Source organism: Treponema sp. OMZ 790 (assembly GCF_024181285.1).
Lineage (GTDB): Bacteria > Spirochaetota > Spirochaetia > Treponematales > Treponemataceae > Treponema_B.
In genome coordinates this window covers 2,089,290-2,104,847 of the sequence record NZ_CP051201.1, presented here as the reverse complement: position 1 = coordinate 2,104,847, position 15,558 = coordinate 2,089,290, and the positions used below count along the sequence as shown (strand labels likewise).

The 15,558-nt window shown below is 36.0% G+C and carries 13 protein-coding genes; 10 read left to right on the top strand and 3 right to left on the bottom strand.

Going from position 1 to position 15,558, the window contains the following annotated elements; translation table 11 throughout:
* Positions 1–175: 175 nt before the first annotated feature.
* The 3 genes from fusA to E4O01_RS10075 all read right to left on the bottom strand — a co-directional run bounded on the left by fusA (position 176) and on the right by E4O01_RS10075 (position 4,798).
* Positions 176–2,254 carry an elongation factor G gene (fusA, locus tag E4O01_RS10085; RefSeq protein ID WP_253692068.1) on the bottom strand — a complete coding sequence of 693 codons (2,079 nt, stop codon included), beginning with the start codon at positions 2,252–2,254 and terminating at the stop codon, positions 176–178.
* 243 nt (positions 2,255–2,497) lie between these two features.
* Positions 2,498–3,379, bottom strand: a complete 882-nt coding sequence (locus tag E4O01_RS10080) for an Rpn family recombination-promoting nuclease/putative transposase (RefSeq protein ID WP_253692067.1) — start codon at positions 3,377–3,379, stop codon at positions 2,498–2,500.
* A 114-nt stretch (positions 3,380–3,493) separates the two neighbouring features.
* A complete protein-coding gene (locus tag E4O01_RS10075) occupies positions 3,494–4,798 on the bottom strand; it encodes a Na+/H+ antiporter NhaC family protein (protein ID WP_253692066.1) in 1,305 nt (434 codons plus the stop codon).
* Positions 4,799–4,942: 144 nt separating this feature from the next.
* On the opposite strand from E4O01_RS10075, the gene eno reads away from it, so the two are divergent.
* The 10 genes from eno to E4O01_RS10025 all read left to right on the top strand — a co-directional run bounded on the left by eno (position 4,943) and on the right by E4O01_RS10025 (position 15,555).
* Positions 4,943–6,244, top strand: a complete 1,302-nt coding sequence (gene eno / locus E4O01_RS10070; protein ID WP_253692065.1) for a phosphopyruvate hydratase — start codon at positions 4,943–4,945, stop codon at positions 6,242–6,244.
* Positions 6,245–6,566: 322 nt separating this feature from the next.
* The gene (locus E4O01_RS10065; protein WP_253692064.1) at positions 6,567–7,157 is read left to right on the top strand and encodes a tetratricopeptide repeat protein; all 591 of its coding nucleotides are present in this window, start codon (positions 6,567–6,569) and stop codon (positions 7,155–7,157) included.
* A 155-nt stretch (positions 7,158–7,312) separates the two neighbouring features.
* Positions 7,313–7,837, top strand: coding sequence for a hypothetical protein (locus E4O01_RS10060; RefSeq protein ID WP_253730156.1), 525 nt, complete (start codon positions 7,313–7,315; stop codon positions 7,835–7,837).
* Positions 7,824–8,522, top strand: a complete 699-nt coding sequence (locus E4O01_RS10055; RefSeq protein WP_253730155.1) for a hypothetical protein — start codon at positions 7,824–7,826, stop codon at positions 8,520–8,522. The genes E4O01_RS10060 and E4O01_RS10055 overlap by 14 nt, the downstream gene beginning before the upstream one ends.
* A 310-nt stretch (positions 8,523–8,832) precedes the next feature.
* Positions 8,833–9,591, top strand: a complete 759-nt coding sequence (locus E4O01_RS10050; RefSeq protein WP_253719262.1) for a hypothetical protein — start codon at positions 8,833–8,835, stop codon at positions 9,589–9,591.
* A gap of 10 nt (positions 9,592–9,601) precedes the next feature.
* The gene (locus tag E4O01_RS10045) at positions 9,602–10,804 is read left to right on the top strand and encodes a type II secretion system protein GspD (protein WP_253730154.1); all 1,203 of its coding nucleotides are present in this window, start codon (positions 9,602–9,604) and stop codon (positions 10,802–10,804) included.
* Entirely contained in the window at positions 10,801–11,436 is a 636-nt protein-coding gene (locus E4O01_RS10040; protein ID WP_253730153.1) for a hypothetical protein, read from the top strand. The genes E4O01_RS10045 and E4O01_RS10040 overlap by 4 nt, the downstream gene beginning before the upstream one ends.
* 113 nt (positions 11,437–11,549) lie before the next feature.
* Positions 11,550–12,548, top strand: a complete 999-nt coding sequence (locus E4O01_RS10035) for a SpvB/TcaC N-terminal domain-containing protein (RefSeq protein WP_253730152.1) — start codon at positions 11,550–11,552, stop codon at positions 12,546–12,548.
* A gap of 1,009 nt (positions 12,549–13,557) precedes the next feature.
* Complete coding sequence (locus tag E4O01_RS10030; protein WP_253730151.1) at positions 13,558–14,259, top strand: hypothetical protein; 702 nt, start codon at positions 13,558–13,560, stop codon at positions 14,257–14,259.
* A 402-nt stretch (positions 14,260–14,661) separates the two neighbouring features.
* Positions 14,662–15,555 (top strand): hypothetical protein, encoded by an 894-nt coding sequence (locus tag E4O01_RS10025; RefSeq protein ID WP_253730150.1) that lies wholly within the window; start codon positions 14,662–14,664, stop codon positions 15,553–15,555.
* The last annotated feature ends 3 nt before the right edge of the window (positions 15,556–15,558 follow it).

Sequence of the window (15,558 nt, the reverse complement as noted above, 5' to 3'; positions counted from 1 at the left end):
TCAAATCAGCAACTTCGAGGCAGAGCATTGGAGTTGTTGATTTGATTGTGATCACTATCATGTAAACAGGTTTCCGCTCTTCGCTTGCGGTATGCGGCAAGTTAAAACGCCGCATCTAAAATAAAAAAAACACCCCATCGTTCCCGATAGGGTGTTTTTTTGTTTAGGCTTTAGCCTATTCTTCTTGTTCTTCCATGAAGGCCTTGGCTTCGGCTATTATCTCATCGGCAATCTTACCGGATATCGGATCATAGTGATCAAAGGACATTTCAAAAGAACCTGTACCGCTTGTCATCGAGCGGAGGTCGATTGCATAGCGCAAAAGTTCCTTGTGGGGAACCTGTGCCCTGATTTCTTCAATGCCGCTTGCGGGGGAGGACTGGCCTAGGATTCTTCCTCGGCGTGAAGAAAGATCGCTCATTATATCTCCGAGATATGAGGTCTCAACAAAGACGGTCAGGTTCATAATGGGCTCAAGGAGGATGGGGCCTGCATTGCGCATTGCATCCTTAAAGGCATTTCGAGCCGCAATCTTAAAAGCCATTTCGGATGAGTCTACGGGGTGTTCCTTTCCATCGAGAACGGTTACGGCAACATCCACTACAGGGTAGCCTGCAGAAACCCCTTTTTCCATAGCCTCAATAACGCCTTTTTCGACACCGGGTATGTAGCCCTTGGAGATAGCTCCTCCGAAGACGGCATTTGTAAACTTGTATTTTTCGCCTCTGGGGAGGGGCTCGATTGCCAAAACAACCCTGCCGAATTGTCCGTGGCCGCCCGACTGCTTTTTATGCGTGTATTCGGCTTGGGATTTGCGCTGAATTGTTTCTCTATAGGCAATTCGGGGAATGGATGTTTGAATTTCTATCTTGGACTGATTTTTAACCTTATCCAAAACTATGCTTGTATGTAAATCTCCCATGCCGGATAGAACGTTTTGCTTTGTTTCGGCATTAAAAGCAAAGGAGAGGGTCATGTCTTCTTCGCAGGCCTTAAACAGCTGCTCGCTGACCTTATCGTCATTCTTTTTGTCGATTGCGGAAACCGCCAAGGAATATATGGGTTCGGGAGTTCTGAGCCTTACAAAAGGAACGGCATCTGATAGGGCCGCCAATGTATCATTCGTCTTTGTGCTCGTAAGTTTTACCAAAACGCCTATATCACCGGCTTGAAGCTCTTTTATTTCGGTAAGTTTTTTACCCATTATCCTATAGATTTTGCCGACCCTTTCTTTTTTTTCTTCTCTAAGATTGTAGACCTCGGAATCGGCTGAGAGGGTTCCCGTAATAACCTTTACATAGGAAAGTCTGCCTGAGAACTGGTCATTCGAGGTTTTTACTACGATTGCCGAAAGGGGGGCAGAAGGATCAAGTTTGATTGAGATTTCTTCTCCTTCTTTTGTAGCTCCTCTTTCCAAGGATCCTTCCGGTGAGGGGAGAATTTCGCTTATAAAGCGTAAAAGAGAGGTAAGACCCGAATTATTGAGGGCTGAACCTGCAAAAAGAGGAACAATCCTATTATCTGCCATAGCAAGGGTAAGACCTCGGCTGATTTCTTCAGGTGAAAGCTCCCCTTCGTCTATAAATTTTACAAGTAATTCCTCATCACCTTCGGCAGCAGCTCCGGCTAAAACTTCCAGGGCTTCCTTGTACTTATCCTGATATTCTGCAGGAATGTCCGTTTCTACTTCTTTTCCGCCTTCGATTTTATAGGCCTTTCCGTGAAGAACGTCTACAACGCCCTTAAAATCGCCGCCTAAGCCCATGGGAAAGCTTACCGGGAAAACGTCTACCTGAAACTGTTTTTTAACGTCGGCTATACAGTTATCGAAGTCGGCCCTGCCTTCATCCATCTTATTTGCAAAAACCAAGCGGGGCTTGTTTCTTCTGTCAAGGTCGCGCCAGTACTTAATTGTTTCTATTTGTACGCCCGATCTTCCGTCTAAAACTATGAGAGCTGCTTCGGATGAGCGGAAGGCTGCGATTACTTCACCGATAAAATCAGAAGCTCCGGGAGTATCCCAAATGTTTATGAGCTTATCGTCTTTTTGTAAGTTAACTAAGGTTGAGTAAATAGATATTTTTCGATCGATTTCTTCCTGACTGTAGTCCGTCACGGTTTTTCCCGAGTCTACCGATTCTGCCTTATCGATAAGGCCCGAAACATAGAGCAAGTGTTCCACAAGACTGGTTTTGCCCGATTGACCGTGTCCGGCAACGGCGATGGTTCTGATTTTATCCGTTGTAAATCCCATAAAAACTCCTTTTATATAAAGCTTAAAAGCTTAATTTTGGTCTTGCAAGTCCATCTACAATCGCCTCAGCTCTTAAAAAAAAGATACACAAAAGACAAGTGCAGTGACTGCACTAAATAAGGATACAATATATTTTCAAAAATTGCAAGGTTAAGAATGTAGAAAATCGGAGCTTTTTAGAATTTACACTTTGAACTTGCCTACCTTGATAGAAAGACTTTCAATGCTTAAACCTGATCGATTTTATAAAGCCTCTATTTCTTCTTTGGAAAGACCTGATATTGTGCAAATATCACTAATCGGATAATTCATTCCTTTCATCAGCTTTGCTGTTTCAAGTTTGTTGTGGTATGTCCCGTCAGAAAAGCCTTGTTCGATTCCTTCTGCGAAGGCTATTTCACGCTCTTCTGCGCGTTGTACGGCTATATCTGTTTCATAATCATATTCAGCTAATAACATATCTATTACCTCCTTAGTTTTACGTTTTAGATATTCACGTAAAATATTGTTTGATATACATTCTTCAATGGCTTTTTGAAAAGCATTTTGAGAATCAGTTTTTTTCCATCTGCGTACCGTTTCCACAAATAAGGTGTATTCATACATCGTTTTGCAGTTTTCCAGTACCGGGTGATGCTTTTGTTGGTTTATATTTATTACCTTAACAGTCAATTCAAGGTTGGGTTCTTTTTTGTTTTCTATAAAAGCTTCTGAGAGTTTTAGTGTTCTGTTTGAAGGGTGGGCTTCCTCGCCATTATAAAAAACATAAAACTCGGGTGTCGGAATATTAAGAAGTTTACGGCTATATTTTTCTCTTGTTGATTCAAAGAGAGTTTCGTAAAGACGGCTTACATATTCAAGACATCGCAAAGGCATGTTGGGGTTAATTGTTGATTGATGCTCCACTAGTACTATGATTTTATTCTCAACAAGATAAGACACGTCATTATAAAAAGTCATGTACAAGACTTGATTCAAGCGGATGTTCTTCAAATTTTCTGTAGCTGTAAGAGAAGTACCATGCAATGCATTATAAAGAGACAAAAAATTCTCTTTTGCTTTTTCGTCTTCACTGAATAAATCGACAAAGACCGAGTCCTTGTATTTTCTGTTTGAAGCACTCATGACTACCCCCTTACTTTTATATTCCGGCAAGGATGCCGGTGGTTTTATATATAATATCATATATTATAGGACTTTAAAAGATATAGATACCGATATTTTTCGGTGCGGATATTATTAATTCTGTGCAGATATATTAGATTTAAACGAGCTGATTAAATTCCATATAGGAATTGAATAAAGGTAGAATGCAAAAAGGCCGGATTTGGCGGGTATGCTCAGTATTTCGAGAGGAACGCTCATTGCAATAGTCCATGGTATAAGGGCAACTATGATTATGGATGAATTTTCGAGGCTGATGGCCATTTTTTCTTTAGGCATCAGGTCTCGGCAAAGCTGATAGGTTAAGATTGAGCCTAGTGTTTGGTTACAGGTAACGGCGCCTGCGACAATTGAAGTAACCAGTACTGCTCCGAAGCTGCTGATTTTTTCGGCTATTACCTTTGTACACTTTTTTAAGAGGCTTAGGATTTCGGTTTCTTCAAAGATGCCTGCGTAGGCAGAAGAAATTGCAACGATAAAACAAACCTTTACCATAGAAGTAGCTCCTCCTCCGCTCATCATTGCATTTAATTCTTCACTTGAAGTTTTGTAGCCGAGGACTGCAAAGCGTAAAAGGTTTGCTATACTTTCTTTTTGAATAAAGAATGCGACGGCAAGGCTTGCAATTATGCTTATGATCATTGTTTTTTTTACCCTTACCTTAAAGGCAGAAAGAACTATTATGAGGGCTGCGGGAACTATTGTTATAATATTGAGATTATAATGGCGGTAAAAGAGGGCCGCTACATCTATTTCAATATTTTGAGGCTTGGAGCTGAGGCCCATTGCCGAGTAAAAAAGACAGCTTAAAATAAAGGGAACTATCGAAGTTTTAATCATTCCCCTTATGTTTTCAAAAAGATCGGTTTCGGTAATTTCGCTTACGAGGATTGCACTTGTGGACATGGGGGAACATCTGTCTCCAAAAAAAATGCCGCTTAAAATAGCCCCGCCTGCATGGAGCTCGTTTATTCCCATAACCCTTGCTATCGAAATGCAGATTACGCCCATGGTTGCGGCTGTTCCGAAGGCAGAGCCTATCATCACCGACAAAAAACTGCAAAGTAAAAAACTTAAAAGTAAAAAGATTTGAGGAACAATCAGCTTTGACCCTATTACAATGATTGCAGGAATTGTGCCGGCTGCTCTCCAGATTGCGGTGATTATTCCTAGGAGCATAAAAACCATAACTATGTTTTTAATCTTTAAGATTCCTTTAGCAGACATTTTAAGCAGCTTAGGAATCGAATGCCCCTCATAGATTCCGTAAGTTAAAAATATAAAATACCCTGCCAAAAGAGAATACAGGATTTGGATGTTGAATATAAGGCAAAAAATTAAAAATACTGCAAAAGCCGATAAGGCTATTATACCTGCCATAGTCGACATTATATCAATATTTGTGTGAATTTACAATTGGAGATTGAAACTGTTTATTTTCTGCCATGCGATTTTCTTTTCGGCTTGATTTTATTTTGGAATAAGGGTAAAATTAAATATCGGCTTTATCTTAAGGAGGTTAATATGTCTGATATTATTTATATTGAAGGCCGCGAGATTTTGGATTCGCGGGGAAATCCTACTGTAGAAGTTGAGGTTCAGTTAAGCGATTTTAGCTACGGACGGGCCTGTGTTCCTTCAGGGGCTTCTACCGGAGAATATGAGGCTTTGGAAATGAGGGACGGCGATAAGAGCCGCTACATGGGAAAGGGTGTTTTGAAAGCTGTTGACCAAGTTAATACGGTTATTGCCGAGGAGCTTGACGGGGCTGATGCCTTGGATCAGGCCGAGATAGACAATATGCTTCTCAATCTTGACGGCACCGAAAATAAATCCAAGCTCGGCGCAAATGCTATGCTCGGTGTTTCGATGGCCGTAGCACGCGCCGCTGCCGACAGCTTAGGCCTGCCGCTTTACCGCTATTTGGGAGGCGTTCATGCAATGCAGATGCCTGTTCCCATGGCAAATATAATAAACGGAGGACGCCACTCCGACAACAAGATAGATTTTCAGGAGTATATGATTATGCCTGTGGGAGCTCCATCAATCCGTGAAGGCATAAGGATGACTGCTGAGGTTTTCCATGCTTTAAAAGATATTCTAAAAAAAGACGGACATGTTACGGCTGTAGGCGATGAGGGCGGTTTTGCTCCCAACATCGAAAATGTTCAAGCTCTGGACTACATAATGAAGGCTATCGAAAAGGCCGGTTACAAGCCCGGTAAGGATATAGTTATAGCTTTGGACTGCGCTTCTTCGGAGCTCTTTGATGCAGGCGACAGAAAGGGCTACAAGTTTTGGAAGTCTGAGCCTTCCAAAATTTTAAATGCAGAGCAAATGATCGATTTGTTTAAGGATTGGATAAGTAAGTATCCGATTGTTTCTATTGAAGACCCTCTCGATCAAAACGATTGGGAAGGCTATGCGAAGATGACAAAGGAATTGGGAAACCAAATTCAGATTGTAGGAGACGACTTTTTTGTAACAAACACAAAGAGGCTTGCCCGCGGTATTGAAGAAGGAGCTTGCAATTCTATTTTGATAAAGCTCAACCAAATCGGAACGGTTACCGAAACAATCGATGCGGTAAGAATGGCTCAAAAGGCCGGCTACACTGCCGTAATTTCGCACCGCTCAGGCGAGACCGAGGATGCCTTTATTGCCGACCTGGCCGTAGCCCTCGAAACCGGACAGATTAAAACCGGTTCAATGAGCCGAAGCGACCGCATAGCAAAATACAATCAGCTAATGAGGATCGAAGATGAGCTGGGCTATAACGCCCGCTATGCAGGCATGGCAACATTTGCAAACCTGATAAAAAAATAAACTTTTTACCATCAAAAATTTATTAGGACTTACCGGCAGGTCCACTGAGGCTTGCCGGATTTTTGCTATATGGGGAAAGGAAAATCAATTCCTTAATCTATAAATAAATTCTAGAAAATTGAAATTAAGCTTATGGTGTACTCAAGTTTATAATATTTACCTAATATCTCAAAAAAGTGAAAAAAATAATTTTTTAAGAATTTAAGTCTTGACAAATTAATATATGTATGATAAAGTTTACAAATCAGCCGTTTTTGTGTACATATCATTTTTCCCCTGCAGCATAACGGTTAATACTTTTATTTTTAGGAAAATTGTTTTGATGAAAGATAAAAAATATAGACCTCTATTCTGTTTGTTTCTCTTAACTTTGGTACTTGCAAGCGGCTGTTCAAGTGTGTGGAGCAAAAAGTACAAAGACGATGCGGGCGTAATGTACGGAATGATATATGATGAGAATGAAGAAGGGGTTTCAGGAGTAAGTGTAAAAGTGAACGGGCGGTTAAAGGCTGTTTCAGACGGGCAGGGGCGGTTTATCTTGAAATTTTTATATGCAGACATACAGGATAAAAAAGAACAAAAAATAGAATTTGAAAAAGAAGGTTATGAGAAATTGGAGGAAGTATTTTATTATGAACCGATGAGCCTATTGCATATAAAGATGGAAAGCGGAGAAGAGATAATAAAAAAAGCTGAAACAGCCTTAGATGAAAAAGATTATTTGAGAGCAGAAGAATTGCTTGAAAGATCTATAAATATAGAAGATCTTCGGGATGGAAGCCTTTTTTTAAAAGCAGTGATTAGATATAAAGAAGGTAAGAAAAAAGAAGCAGGCGAGTTATTGGAAAAAATAAAAGAAAAAGATGATAAAAGCGTAAAAGAATTTTTAAGAAAATTAAAGTCAGAAGGATAAGTTTAATACATGGAAAAGAAAACTGTAAAAGCTTATCAAAAACGATTATAAAATTTTCTGTTATATCTGCTATAATTATAGTGTTTTTGTTTTAATCTTTATGTAGTTTTCAAATAAAGAAAGAACAAGAAGAAAAATTAAAACATATCATTACATTGCTTGAACATACGGAAAAAAATATAATCGATCAGATAGAACATAATCGGGACGAACTAAATACAAAAATCGATATAAACACTGAAAGCATATTAAAAGAAATAAAAGAAGTTAAAAAACTATTAACAGTTCAAGATAGTGAAATACAAGTAAAACTAAAAAATATATTATTACGTCAAAAAAGAATAAATGAAAGTGACAGAAAAAACGAAATGAGATTGATATATGCAGACGGTGTATTGGAAAAAAAAGAAGCGGAAGCGTATAATTTATTAAAAGAAAGAAAATATGCAGCAGCATATAAGATATACAACGAAATAAAAGAAAGCGATCCTGAAAGATTGAGTGCAAGATATTACGGTGTTTATTCATTATTTTATTCTAATGAAATGAATAAAGAGAATTATGACTATATATTAAAAGAAATAAGTTTTTTGAGAGAAAAAGGAATGGAAGAAGATGCATTTAAAATAATTGAAAATTTTATAAAAAGAGAAAAGGCGATAAACAATGAACAAATGTAAGAGTTTAATATTAGCTATAATAATAATTTTTATAAGATTGGAAGCTGAACAAGTATATATAGCGCCTTTATTGAGCGTTGAAGAGGGAGAAGAAAGTTATGAAACAGATGATAAATTCCGTGATGATATACATGAAAGCATAGAAGAACAAAAAGAATTTTTAGGTGTAGAAATAATAAAAACTTCAAAAAAAGTAAAACAGATAAGATCTTCCTATGATGCGTTAAAGTTATGTAAAGAAGAAAAAATAACATATTTGATATACGGCTGGATAAAGAAAACCGAATACACATACGAAGGTGAATTAAGAATTTTTGACGGCGAGGGAAGGAAAAATATATTTACCGTGTATGAAAAAGACGGGATACAGAATTATGAAAGATTTATAAAAAACATAAGTAAAAAAGTTTTGGACAGTTTACATGAAATTTTTTATATTCCGCAGCAGGAGGAAGTAGAAAAATACAGCAAAATAAATGTAGAGGCATATATCGGGTATTGGACATTTATGAATAAGGCATGGGTAAAGTACATGAGCGGGACTATCGGGATAGGAGGCAGTTTTGAAATAATACCTGATGACAGCGTGTTTTTTATAAAAACATATCCGGTTTATTTTTCCGTAGGGCTATCATTGGATTATAGATTAGGAGTAAACCGTAAAGAAGCGTTAAAAGTTATTTAAATAATCTTAATGCCATAGGGTATACCAACATATATATGAACTTTTATGATATTCATAGAATTACGGCAAGGCCGGGGTTCTATACAGGCTGGATATAGTGTCATATCAAGACAAATATTCGGACGGTAAAGTTAATACATCGGGAGCCGTTGGGATAATTACGGGAATTGGTTATAAGTACTCGGTAAATGATAAGATAAAAATAATGTTTGCAAACAATTTGAGTTTGTATTCTATAAAAAGTCATGAGTAAGTATATAGGCAAGATAGGTGTTGAAGTGGAAGTTTTTAAAAAGGAGTATAAAAGAAGATGAGAGGTAAAATATTAAAATCTCTTATAATAATTATTGTAATTTTTAATGGTGCATGCGGTACAGGCGTATATGAGATAGTATCGCGGGATCAAAGAGACCCTGATAATTTTTATGTAAATGTAGATTCTTTTAGTGAAGAGAATGTAATAAGATGCGTTTGGGAAGAAGATGAAAGGTGTGATAAATATGTCTTGATGAGAAGTGAAGATAAAAGCGTATTAAAGTTTAAAGAAGTATACAATGGAGAAGATAAAGAATATGAAGATAGGGTACTAAAGGAAGATACAAGATATATCTATAGGCTTGATAAGATTAGAGGAAAAAAAAGATTTTCAGGGAAAGTGCATTACATGGGTATATACAGTAAACAGGTAAAAGATGTATATGAACCCAACGACAGAAAAGAAAAGGCCGTATTATTGCAAAACGATAAACAAGGAAATGTATACTATTATAGATCGCATGAAGGAACCGTTTTAGAGGATGAGGATTGGTACAAGGTAAGAATCCCTGCAAAAAGACAGGCCAAGATAGCAATAGTATACGATGCAGCTAATTTACCTTTTATAATAACAAAACCGTATAACGGCAGCAGTGAAAAGCCTGCAACTAATGCGGTTATCATAATAAAAAATGATACGGATGGAGAAAAAGAATTAAGCTTTAAAATATCGCTGGATAGAAATATAGTGGTAAGCGGTAGTGCAGGTGGAGAATGCTATCCGTATACGTTAAGGCTTTTATCAATAGAATAGGAAAGAAATAATGAAAAAGAAGGCAGTTTTATTTATATTATTTTTCTCGGTATGTATGCTATATGGGCAAGAAGGAGTTAAAGATACAAAAAGTGAAAAATATGAATTAAAGTATATTGAAGTAAAAAGATTTATAGATGCATTGCCTGAAGAACTGAAAAAAAATAAGATAAATATATTGCCGGATATAAACGGATTTGTAATAAAAGGAAACAAAGAAGATCAAAAAATAGTAAATGAATATATCAAAATATTGGATACGGAAAGAAAAGAAAAAGAAGTATTATTAAAGTATATATCTTCGGAAGAATTATTAAAGCATCTTCCGCCTGCGGTAAGTAAAGAAAGTATAGTCTTGACCGGAAATCCTAATCTTATATTTTTTAGAGGAAACGATATAAAAAAGGAAAAGTTTTTAAAGGAATTGGAACTTATAGATAGGCCTAAAGCACAGATAAGATATCAGCTTTTGGTAGTACAATACGAAAAAAGTGAAAACATAAATTGGGCAAAAAGTCTTGAAGTCAAAAAAGCTAAGGGAAAGCCTATTAACGAGTTTTCAGGCGTAATGAGTAATATATTTAATATAAACTTTGATATAGTCAGTAAATTCGGCTATCAATTTATAGCAAAACTTAATTTTGAACTGGCTGAAAACAAGGCAAGGGTTTTAGCGGATACGACATTAAACGGAATAACGGGAGAAGAAGTAAGATTCCAAAATACCAATACATTCAGATATATAGATAAAACCCTTGATTCAAACGGTAAGCCTGTGTACGGTTCGATGAGAGAGATAACGTCGGGTTTATTACTTAACATAAAAGGTAATGTATCCGGAGACGAAATGATAACCATGGAAGTAAATGCACAAGTGTCAAAACAGGGTTCAGGAGGAGTGACAAGCGGAGTTTTACCTCCCACATCGGAAAAAATAGTAAAAACAAAAGTGCGTACTCCTTCCGGTAAACCGATTATCATAGGCGGCTTATTACAGGTTGAACAAAACTCAAGCGAAAAAAAGATTCCCGGTTTAGGAGACATACCGATAGCAGGCTTAGCTTTTAAAGATATAAACGGCTCTGAAACTGTAACTGAAATGGTCATCTACATAGTGCCGTATTTACACCGAGAAAAAGGGCAGAAAGAAAGACGCGGAGAAAGGCTTATAAGGCTCTATAAAAAATACATAGAAGGAGAAGATAAAGAATGAAAAAAATAAAGAAGGTGATAATCTTAATTATAATATTTGTGATAACAGGCTGCGTTAATCCTTATAACCGGATAAGGGATGGAGAAAGCGGAGCTTTTGAAGAAGGCAGTGAGCTTGAAGGAAATGAAGAAGAACAGGGAGGGACAAATCCGTTTGAAGATAAACTGTTTATAAAAGAAGGAGAAAAAATAATATTAAAAACAAACAACTTAAAATACTGGGGAGTACGCGGTTATACGCTATGGAAATTTTTAGGAAAAGAAATAAATAAAAAAGAGCCGAGTATAAAAGTAGTAAAAAAAGAAGGAGCAAGCGAAGCAGGATACGGATTAGTATGCTACAGCACAAAGACGGAGGCAGGGCAGAAAAAATATAGAATGCTCGTGATTTTAATACATGTAGACGGGAAGTATTCTATAGGATACGTAGTAAACGGCTTATACAAACACATAGAGTGGAAAAAACAAAGTGAAAAGTTAAATAAAGGCTATGGAGTAGAAAACATAATAAGCGTAAAGAAAGAAGGAAAAAAAATAGAAATATATTTTAACGATGAAAAGTATTCAGGAAATCCGTCATATACGATAAACGATTCAAGTGAATATTTACTTGGAGAAGGGAAGCCGGGTTAATAGGAGTAGTTTCGGCAAAGGATAAGTTTCCTGATGATTTTGTTTGGATAGAATACAAGGTAAAGTAAAGGATTTTAAATAAAGTCTTATAAAAAGAGTGGAGATAAAAGTAAATGAAAAAGATAATAAAAGCAATAAAAGAAAAAGGCATTTCGATAGTATTATTTATAGTATACATGAGTGTAGGAGTATTGCCTGTAAACCTGTATGCGGCAGGAGCAGGAGAAGGACAGATAAAAATAAAGAACAGTATTTTATTGGCAAGCAAGGTAATAGGCAAAGAAGGGGGAGTAATTGAAGGGGAAGGAGTAAGGTTTGAAGTGCCAATAGGAGCCTTGGAAAAGGAAGTTGAAATAAAGATAAGCAGGTTAATAAGAGTAGAAGAAGGGGAAGTAAAAAACGTAACGGCAGGACTGGGCGGGTACAGGTTTGAACCTGCAGGTATAAAATTTAAAAAAGAATGCTTGATAAAAATGGCATATGATGAGCGTATAGAAGAAGAATATGCGCAAGAGATATATACGTATTATTATAATAAAAGAAAGAAAGCATGGGAAGCGTTAAAAAGGAAGGGCGTAGATGTAGAAAAAAAGGTAATAGAGTCTTACACAAATCATTTTACGGATATGATAAATGGGACGTTAAGCTTACCTGAATCGCCCGGTCCTGTAAACATAAACTTAAACAGCATAAAAGAACTGAAAGCTGCCGATGCGGTAGGAGGGATAGAAAGCATAGAAGGATTAAAGGGGGCAAGTGAAGGAAGTGCCTCGTTTAACATGAAACTGCAGGTGCCTTCAGGAGTTCGGGGTTTAAGCCCTGAGTTGGCGGTAAGCTATTCAAGCGGAAGCGGGTATGGAGTATTGGGCAAAGGCTTTAGTTTAAGCGGAATAGAAAGCATAAGTATAGATACAAGATTGGGCTTACCTGAATATGACGGCAAAGACACGTATATAATAAACGGGATAAGAGTAAGATATGAGGGAGGAGGATGGAAGGAAGAGAGAAAACAAAGGTATGCAGCAATAAAAAATGAGTGGGCAGAAGGAAGAGGAAGCGAAAACTATTTTGAGATAAGAGAAAAGACGGAAGTGTTAAAATATATGGGTTAAGGAATTGGAGCGGAATAAGTGAAGGTAAAAATATATATATTACTTGGATGAGATAAGGGATAGTTTGGAAACGTAATAGAATATAAATATGAAAATGGAAAAAGCGTAGAAGGGGAAGAGGTAGTATTAAAGGAAATAGTGTATGGGAAAGAAAGAGAGAGGCGAATAAAGATAGAGTATGAGGGAAGAGAGGATGTAAGAGTAGAGGGAAGGGAAGATATTTAAAGAAAGAAAGTAAAAGAATAAGAGAAATAAAAAGTGAAGTTAGAGGGAAGGAAGTAAAAAGATATGAGTTTAAATATAAAGCGAATACCTTTTTAGAAAGCTTATTAGAGAGCATAGAGGTAAAGGGTCAAGGCAAAGAAGAAGGGCGGTACGCATATAATTTTGAATATGAACAAGCGGAAAAAGAAAGAGATGGAAGCATAAAGGCGTTTGGAGAAAGTGAAAGATGGTATAAGGGCGGCGGAACTCTTGATAAAAATATAGGCGGTATACGTGTAACAAGCGGTAATTCGAAAGGTGCCAATATTTCGGGATCAGGAGGCATAGGAGTTGGTGATCAGACAGGAAGGACTGACGGAAGAATTACGATAGGAGGGGGCGGAAGTAAAAGCCGCGGAAGCAGTGTAAGTGAGCAGCTGTATTTAGATATAAATGGAGACGGCCTAGCGGATGCTGTTTCACAATGTAAGGGCGGGTTTTTAGTAAGTCTTAATACGGGGGGAGGATTCGGCCTGCCGAAAAATGGGATGCGGATATTGAAGGAATAGAAAAGAAGTCAGTGATACTACAGGAACAAGTCTAAATGTATATGGCGGTTTAGGTCTTCCTGAGGGGATACCGTCAGTTGGATTAACATATTCACATGCGAAACAAGATACGATAACAAACTTAAAAACTTCATTTAGCGATATAAACGGAGACGGTTTTATAGACATAGTAATAGAAGGAGCCGGATATTATTTACAGAATACCGGCAAAACTTTATTCGCAGTGAATCGAAAATATGGATAGATTAAAGATAGTCGAACTGAAACTCGATAAATCAGAAGTTAAAGAATACAATGATAGGTTTTATCAACAAAATCCGTTTCGAAGTTGGGTAGGACGCTACAATGGAAATATAGAAATAGAAAGTGAAGGAAGATTTGATGATGATGAAAATAATTACGACGAGATAAGGTTCCGAATATATAAAGGAAATGAAAAAATATCAAATAAGACAATTAATGAAGTGAATAGACATATTAATAGTGTCAATGAAGAGGTTATAAAAAATAATGAGAGTTTATATTTTGTACCATATGGAGAATGTAAAAGAAGCGGTCAGAGAATAAGATGGAATATAAAGGTAAGGTATAAGAGCATAGAACCGTTTGCCGATAAGGAGAATGTGGTATTATGGAGAGTAGATAAAGAAAGTATTTTAAAGGAACCTGAATTAGAAATACTGAAAAGAAAAGAATATCATCTTCATGGAGGCTGGTCTTATGTAGTCAAAGATGATTGGCAGAGAATATTAAATGAAGGGATAAACAAATATGATGCAGAAAAATCAAAAGCGGCATATTACTTAATAAGGAACGGTTATTTTGTACCAAAAAATATATATAAAGAAGATATAGAGTTAATTTTACAGGCTAAGGGTATGAAAGCGAAAACAACCAAAAGAACTAAAGAAATTGCTTATGAGCATGTATACATATGAAATTACAAGTGAAAATATGTTTTACATGATAAGGATGTGTTGTCATATAATGTTGAAAGTTGGCAGGAAGAAGACCTATAGATACCAACATTAAAATAGAAACGGAAGAAAGATATTTAAGGTAGTGTTTATAAAATTGCCGAAGGAGACTCCATAAGTAAAGGGTTAGAAAAGTGATTTATTAAAGTATAAGCGGAAAAGGAGATATGATTAGATAAATAAATCAAAGGATTTCAAAATATTGCAAGATAATAACTAAAAATATTATAGAACAATAAGAACCTACAAAGCAAAAAATCTAAATTCAACCTATGAATTAGATAATTATCAGCCTAAAGCATTTAATCTGTATAAAGAATTGTAAAACTGTGGAAAGAGCATAAAGAATATAATTCATATTTATTGGATAATGAAAAATGGAAAGCGATAGATAAAGAACTTTATTTGAAAATAGAAAAAATAGCAGAAAAGATGTATGGAGAAGAAGGAAAATTATTTATAGGTAGTGTTTATAAAATTGCCGAAGGAGATGTTTATTATAGGATAAAAAAGGATATAAGTGAAGAAGAAAAAGAAAAAGTAAATAAAATACTTCTTGAATATGGATTATCGGTATTTATTAAGAAACATAAGTATGAATATGATGATAAAAGAGAAAGATATAATTTAAAAGATGAAGAAGCTTTAAAACTTTTAACAAAAGAACAGTTAGATGCTTTAAGCGGCAGTGATTACACAGAAGCTTTATTAAAGTACAATAAGCTTAAAACGGATGAAAAAAATATAGGGTTAGGCCGATATGATGTAATAAAGACTTATCTTGAATATGATAAGAATAATAAGTACCCTGTTATGGATTACAAAGGAGAAAATCCGTATATAAAACTTCCTTTGTTTGAAAATGGAATTTTGAAATTAAAAAATATATTTATAGAAACTTGGGATAGTGCAAAAGATTTTTCAAACAACCAATTGTCGCAAGAAGTTATAAAATACAGTGAAGAAAAAGAATATACATATAAAGAGTTAAAAGAAGTAGAAGAGGACGGAAAAAGCATTACAAAGGAAGTAGAAGTAAAAAAAGTAATAACCATTGATAATAAATGCGGAGTAAAAGAATTTTTATCAGGGGGAAATAAACAATGGTATTACGGTGTATGGATAAAAGATCAAAACTATGAAGAAAATACATTTAGTGAGAAAAAATTAAAAAAAATAGCATATGAAACTTCTGATACGATAGATAAAGATATCAATGATATGAAATCCAACAAAGGCGATGCTTCAAAAATCTAAAAG

Coding starts and splice junctions, on each gene's coding strand:
- E4O01_RS10040 (WP_253730153.1), top strand. CDS start 10,801: ATGAAAAAAATAAAGAAGGTGATAATCTTAATTATAATATTTGTGATA.
- E4O01_RS10050 (WP_253719262.1), top strand. CDS start 8,833: ATGAGAGGTAAAATATTAAAATCTCTTATAATAATTATTGTAATTTTT.
- E4O01_RS10080 (WP_253692067.1), bottom strand. CDS start 3,379: ATGAGTGCTTCAAACAGAAAATACAAGGACTCGGTCTTTGTCGATTTA.
- E4O01_RS10065 (WP_253692064.1), top strand. CDS start 6,567: ATGAAAGATAAAAAATATAGACCTCTATTCTGTTTGTTTCTCTTAACT.
- E4O01_RS10045 (WP_253730154.1), top strand. CDS start 9,602: ATGAAAAAGAAGGCAGTTTTATTTATATTATTTTTCTCGGTATGTATG.
- E4O01_RS10030 (WP_253730151.1), top strand. CDS start 13,558: ATGGATAGATTAAAGATAGTCGAACTGAAACTCGATAAATCAGAAGTT.
- E4O01_RS10075 (WP_253692066.1), bottom strand. CDS start 4,798: ATGGCAGGTATAATAGCCTTATCGGCTTTTGCAGTATTTTTAATTTTT.
- E4O01_RS10055 (WP_253730155.1), top strand. CDS start 7,824: ATGAACAAATGTAAGAGTTTAATATTAGCTATAATAATAATTTTTATA.
- eno (WP_253692065.1), top strand. CDS start 4,943: ATGTCTGATATTATTTATATTGAAGGCCGCGAGATTTTGGATTCGCGG.
- E4O01_RS10035 (WP_253730152.1), top strand. CDS start 11,550: ATGAAAAAGATAATAAAAGCAATAAAAGAAAAAGGCATTTCGATAGTA.
- fusA (WP_253692068.1), bottom strand. CDS start 2,254: ATGGGATTTACAACGGATAAAATCAGAACCATCGCCGTTGCCGGACAC.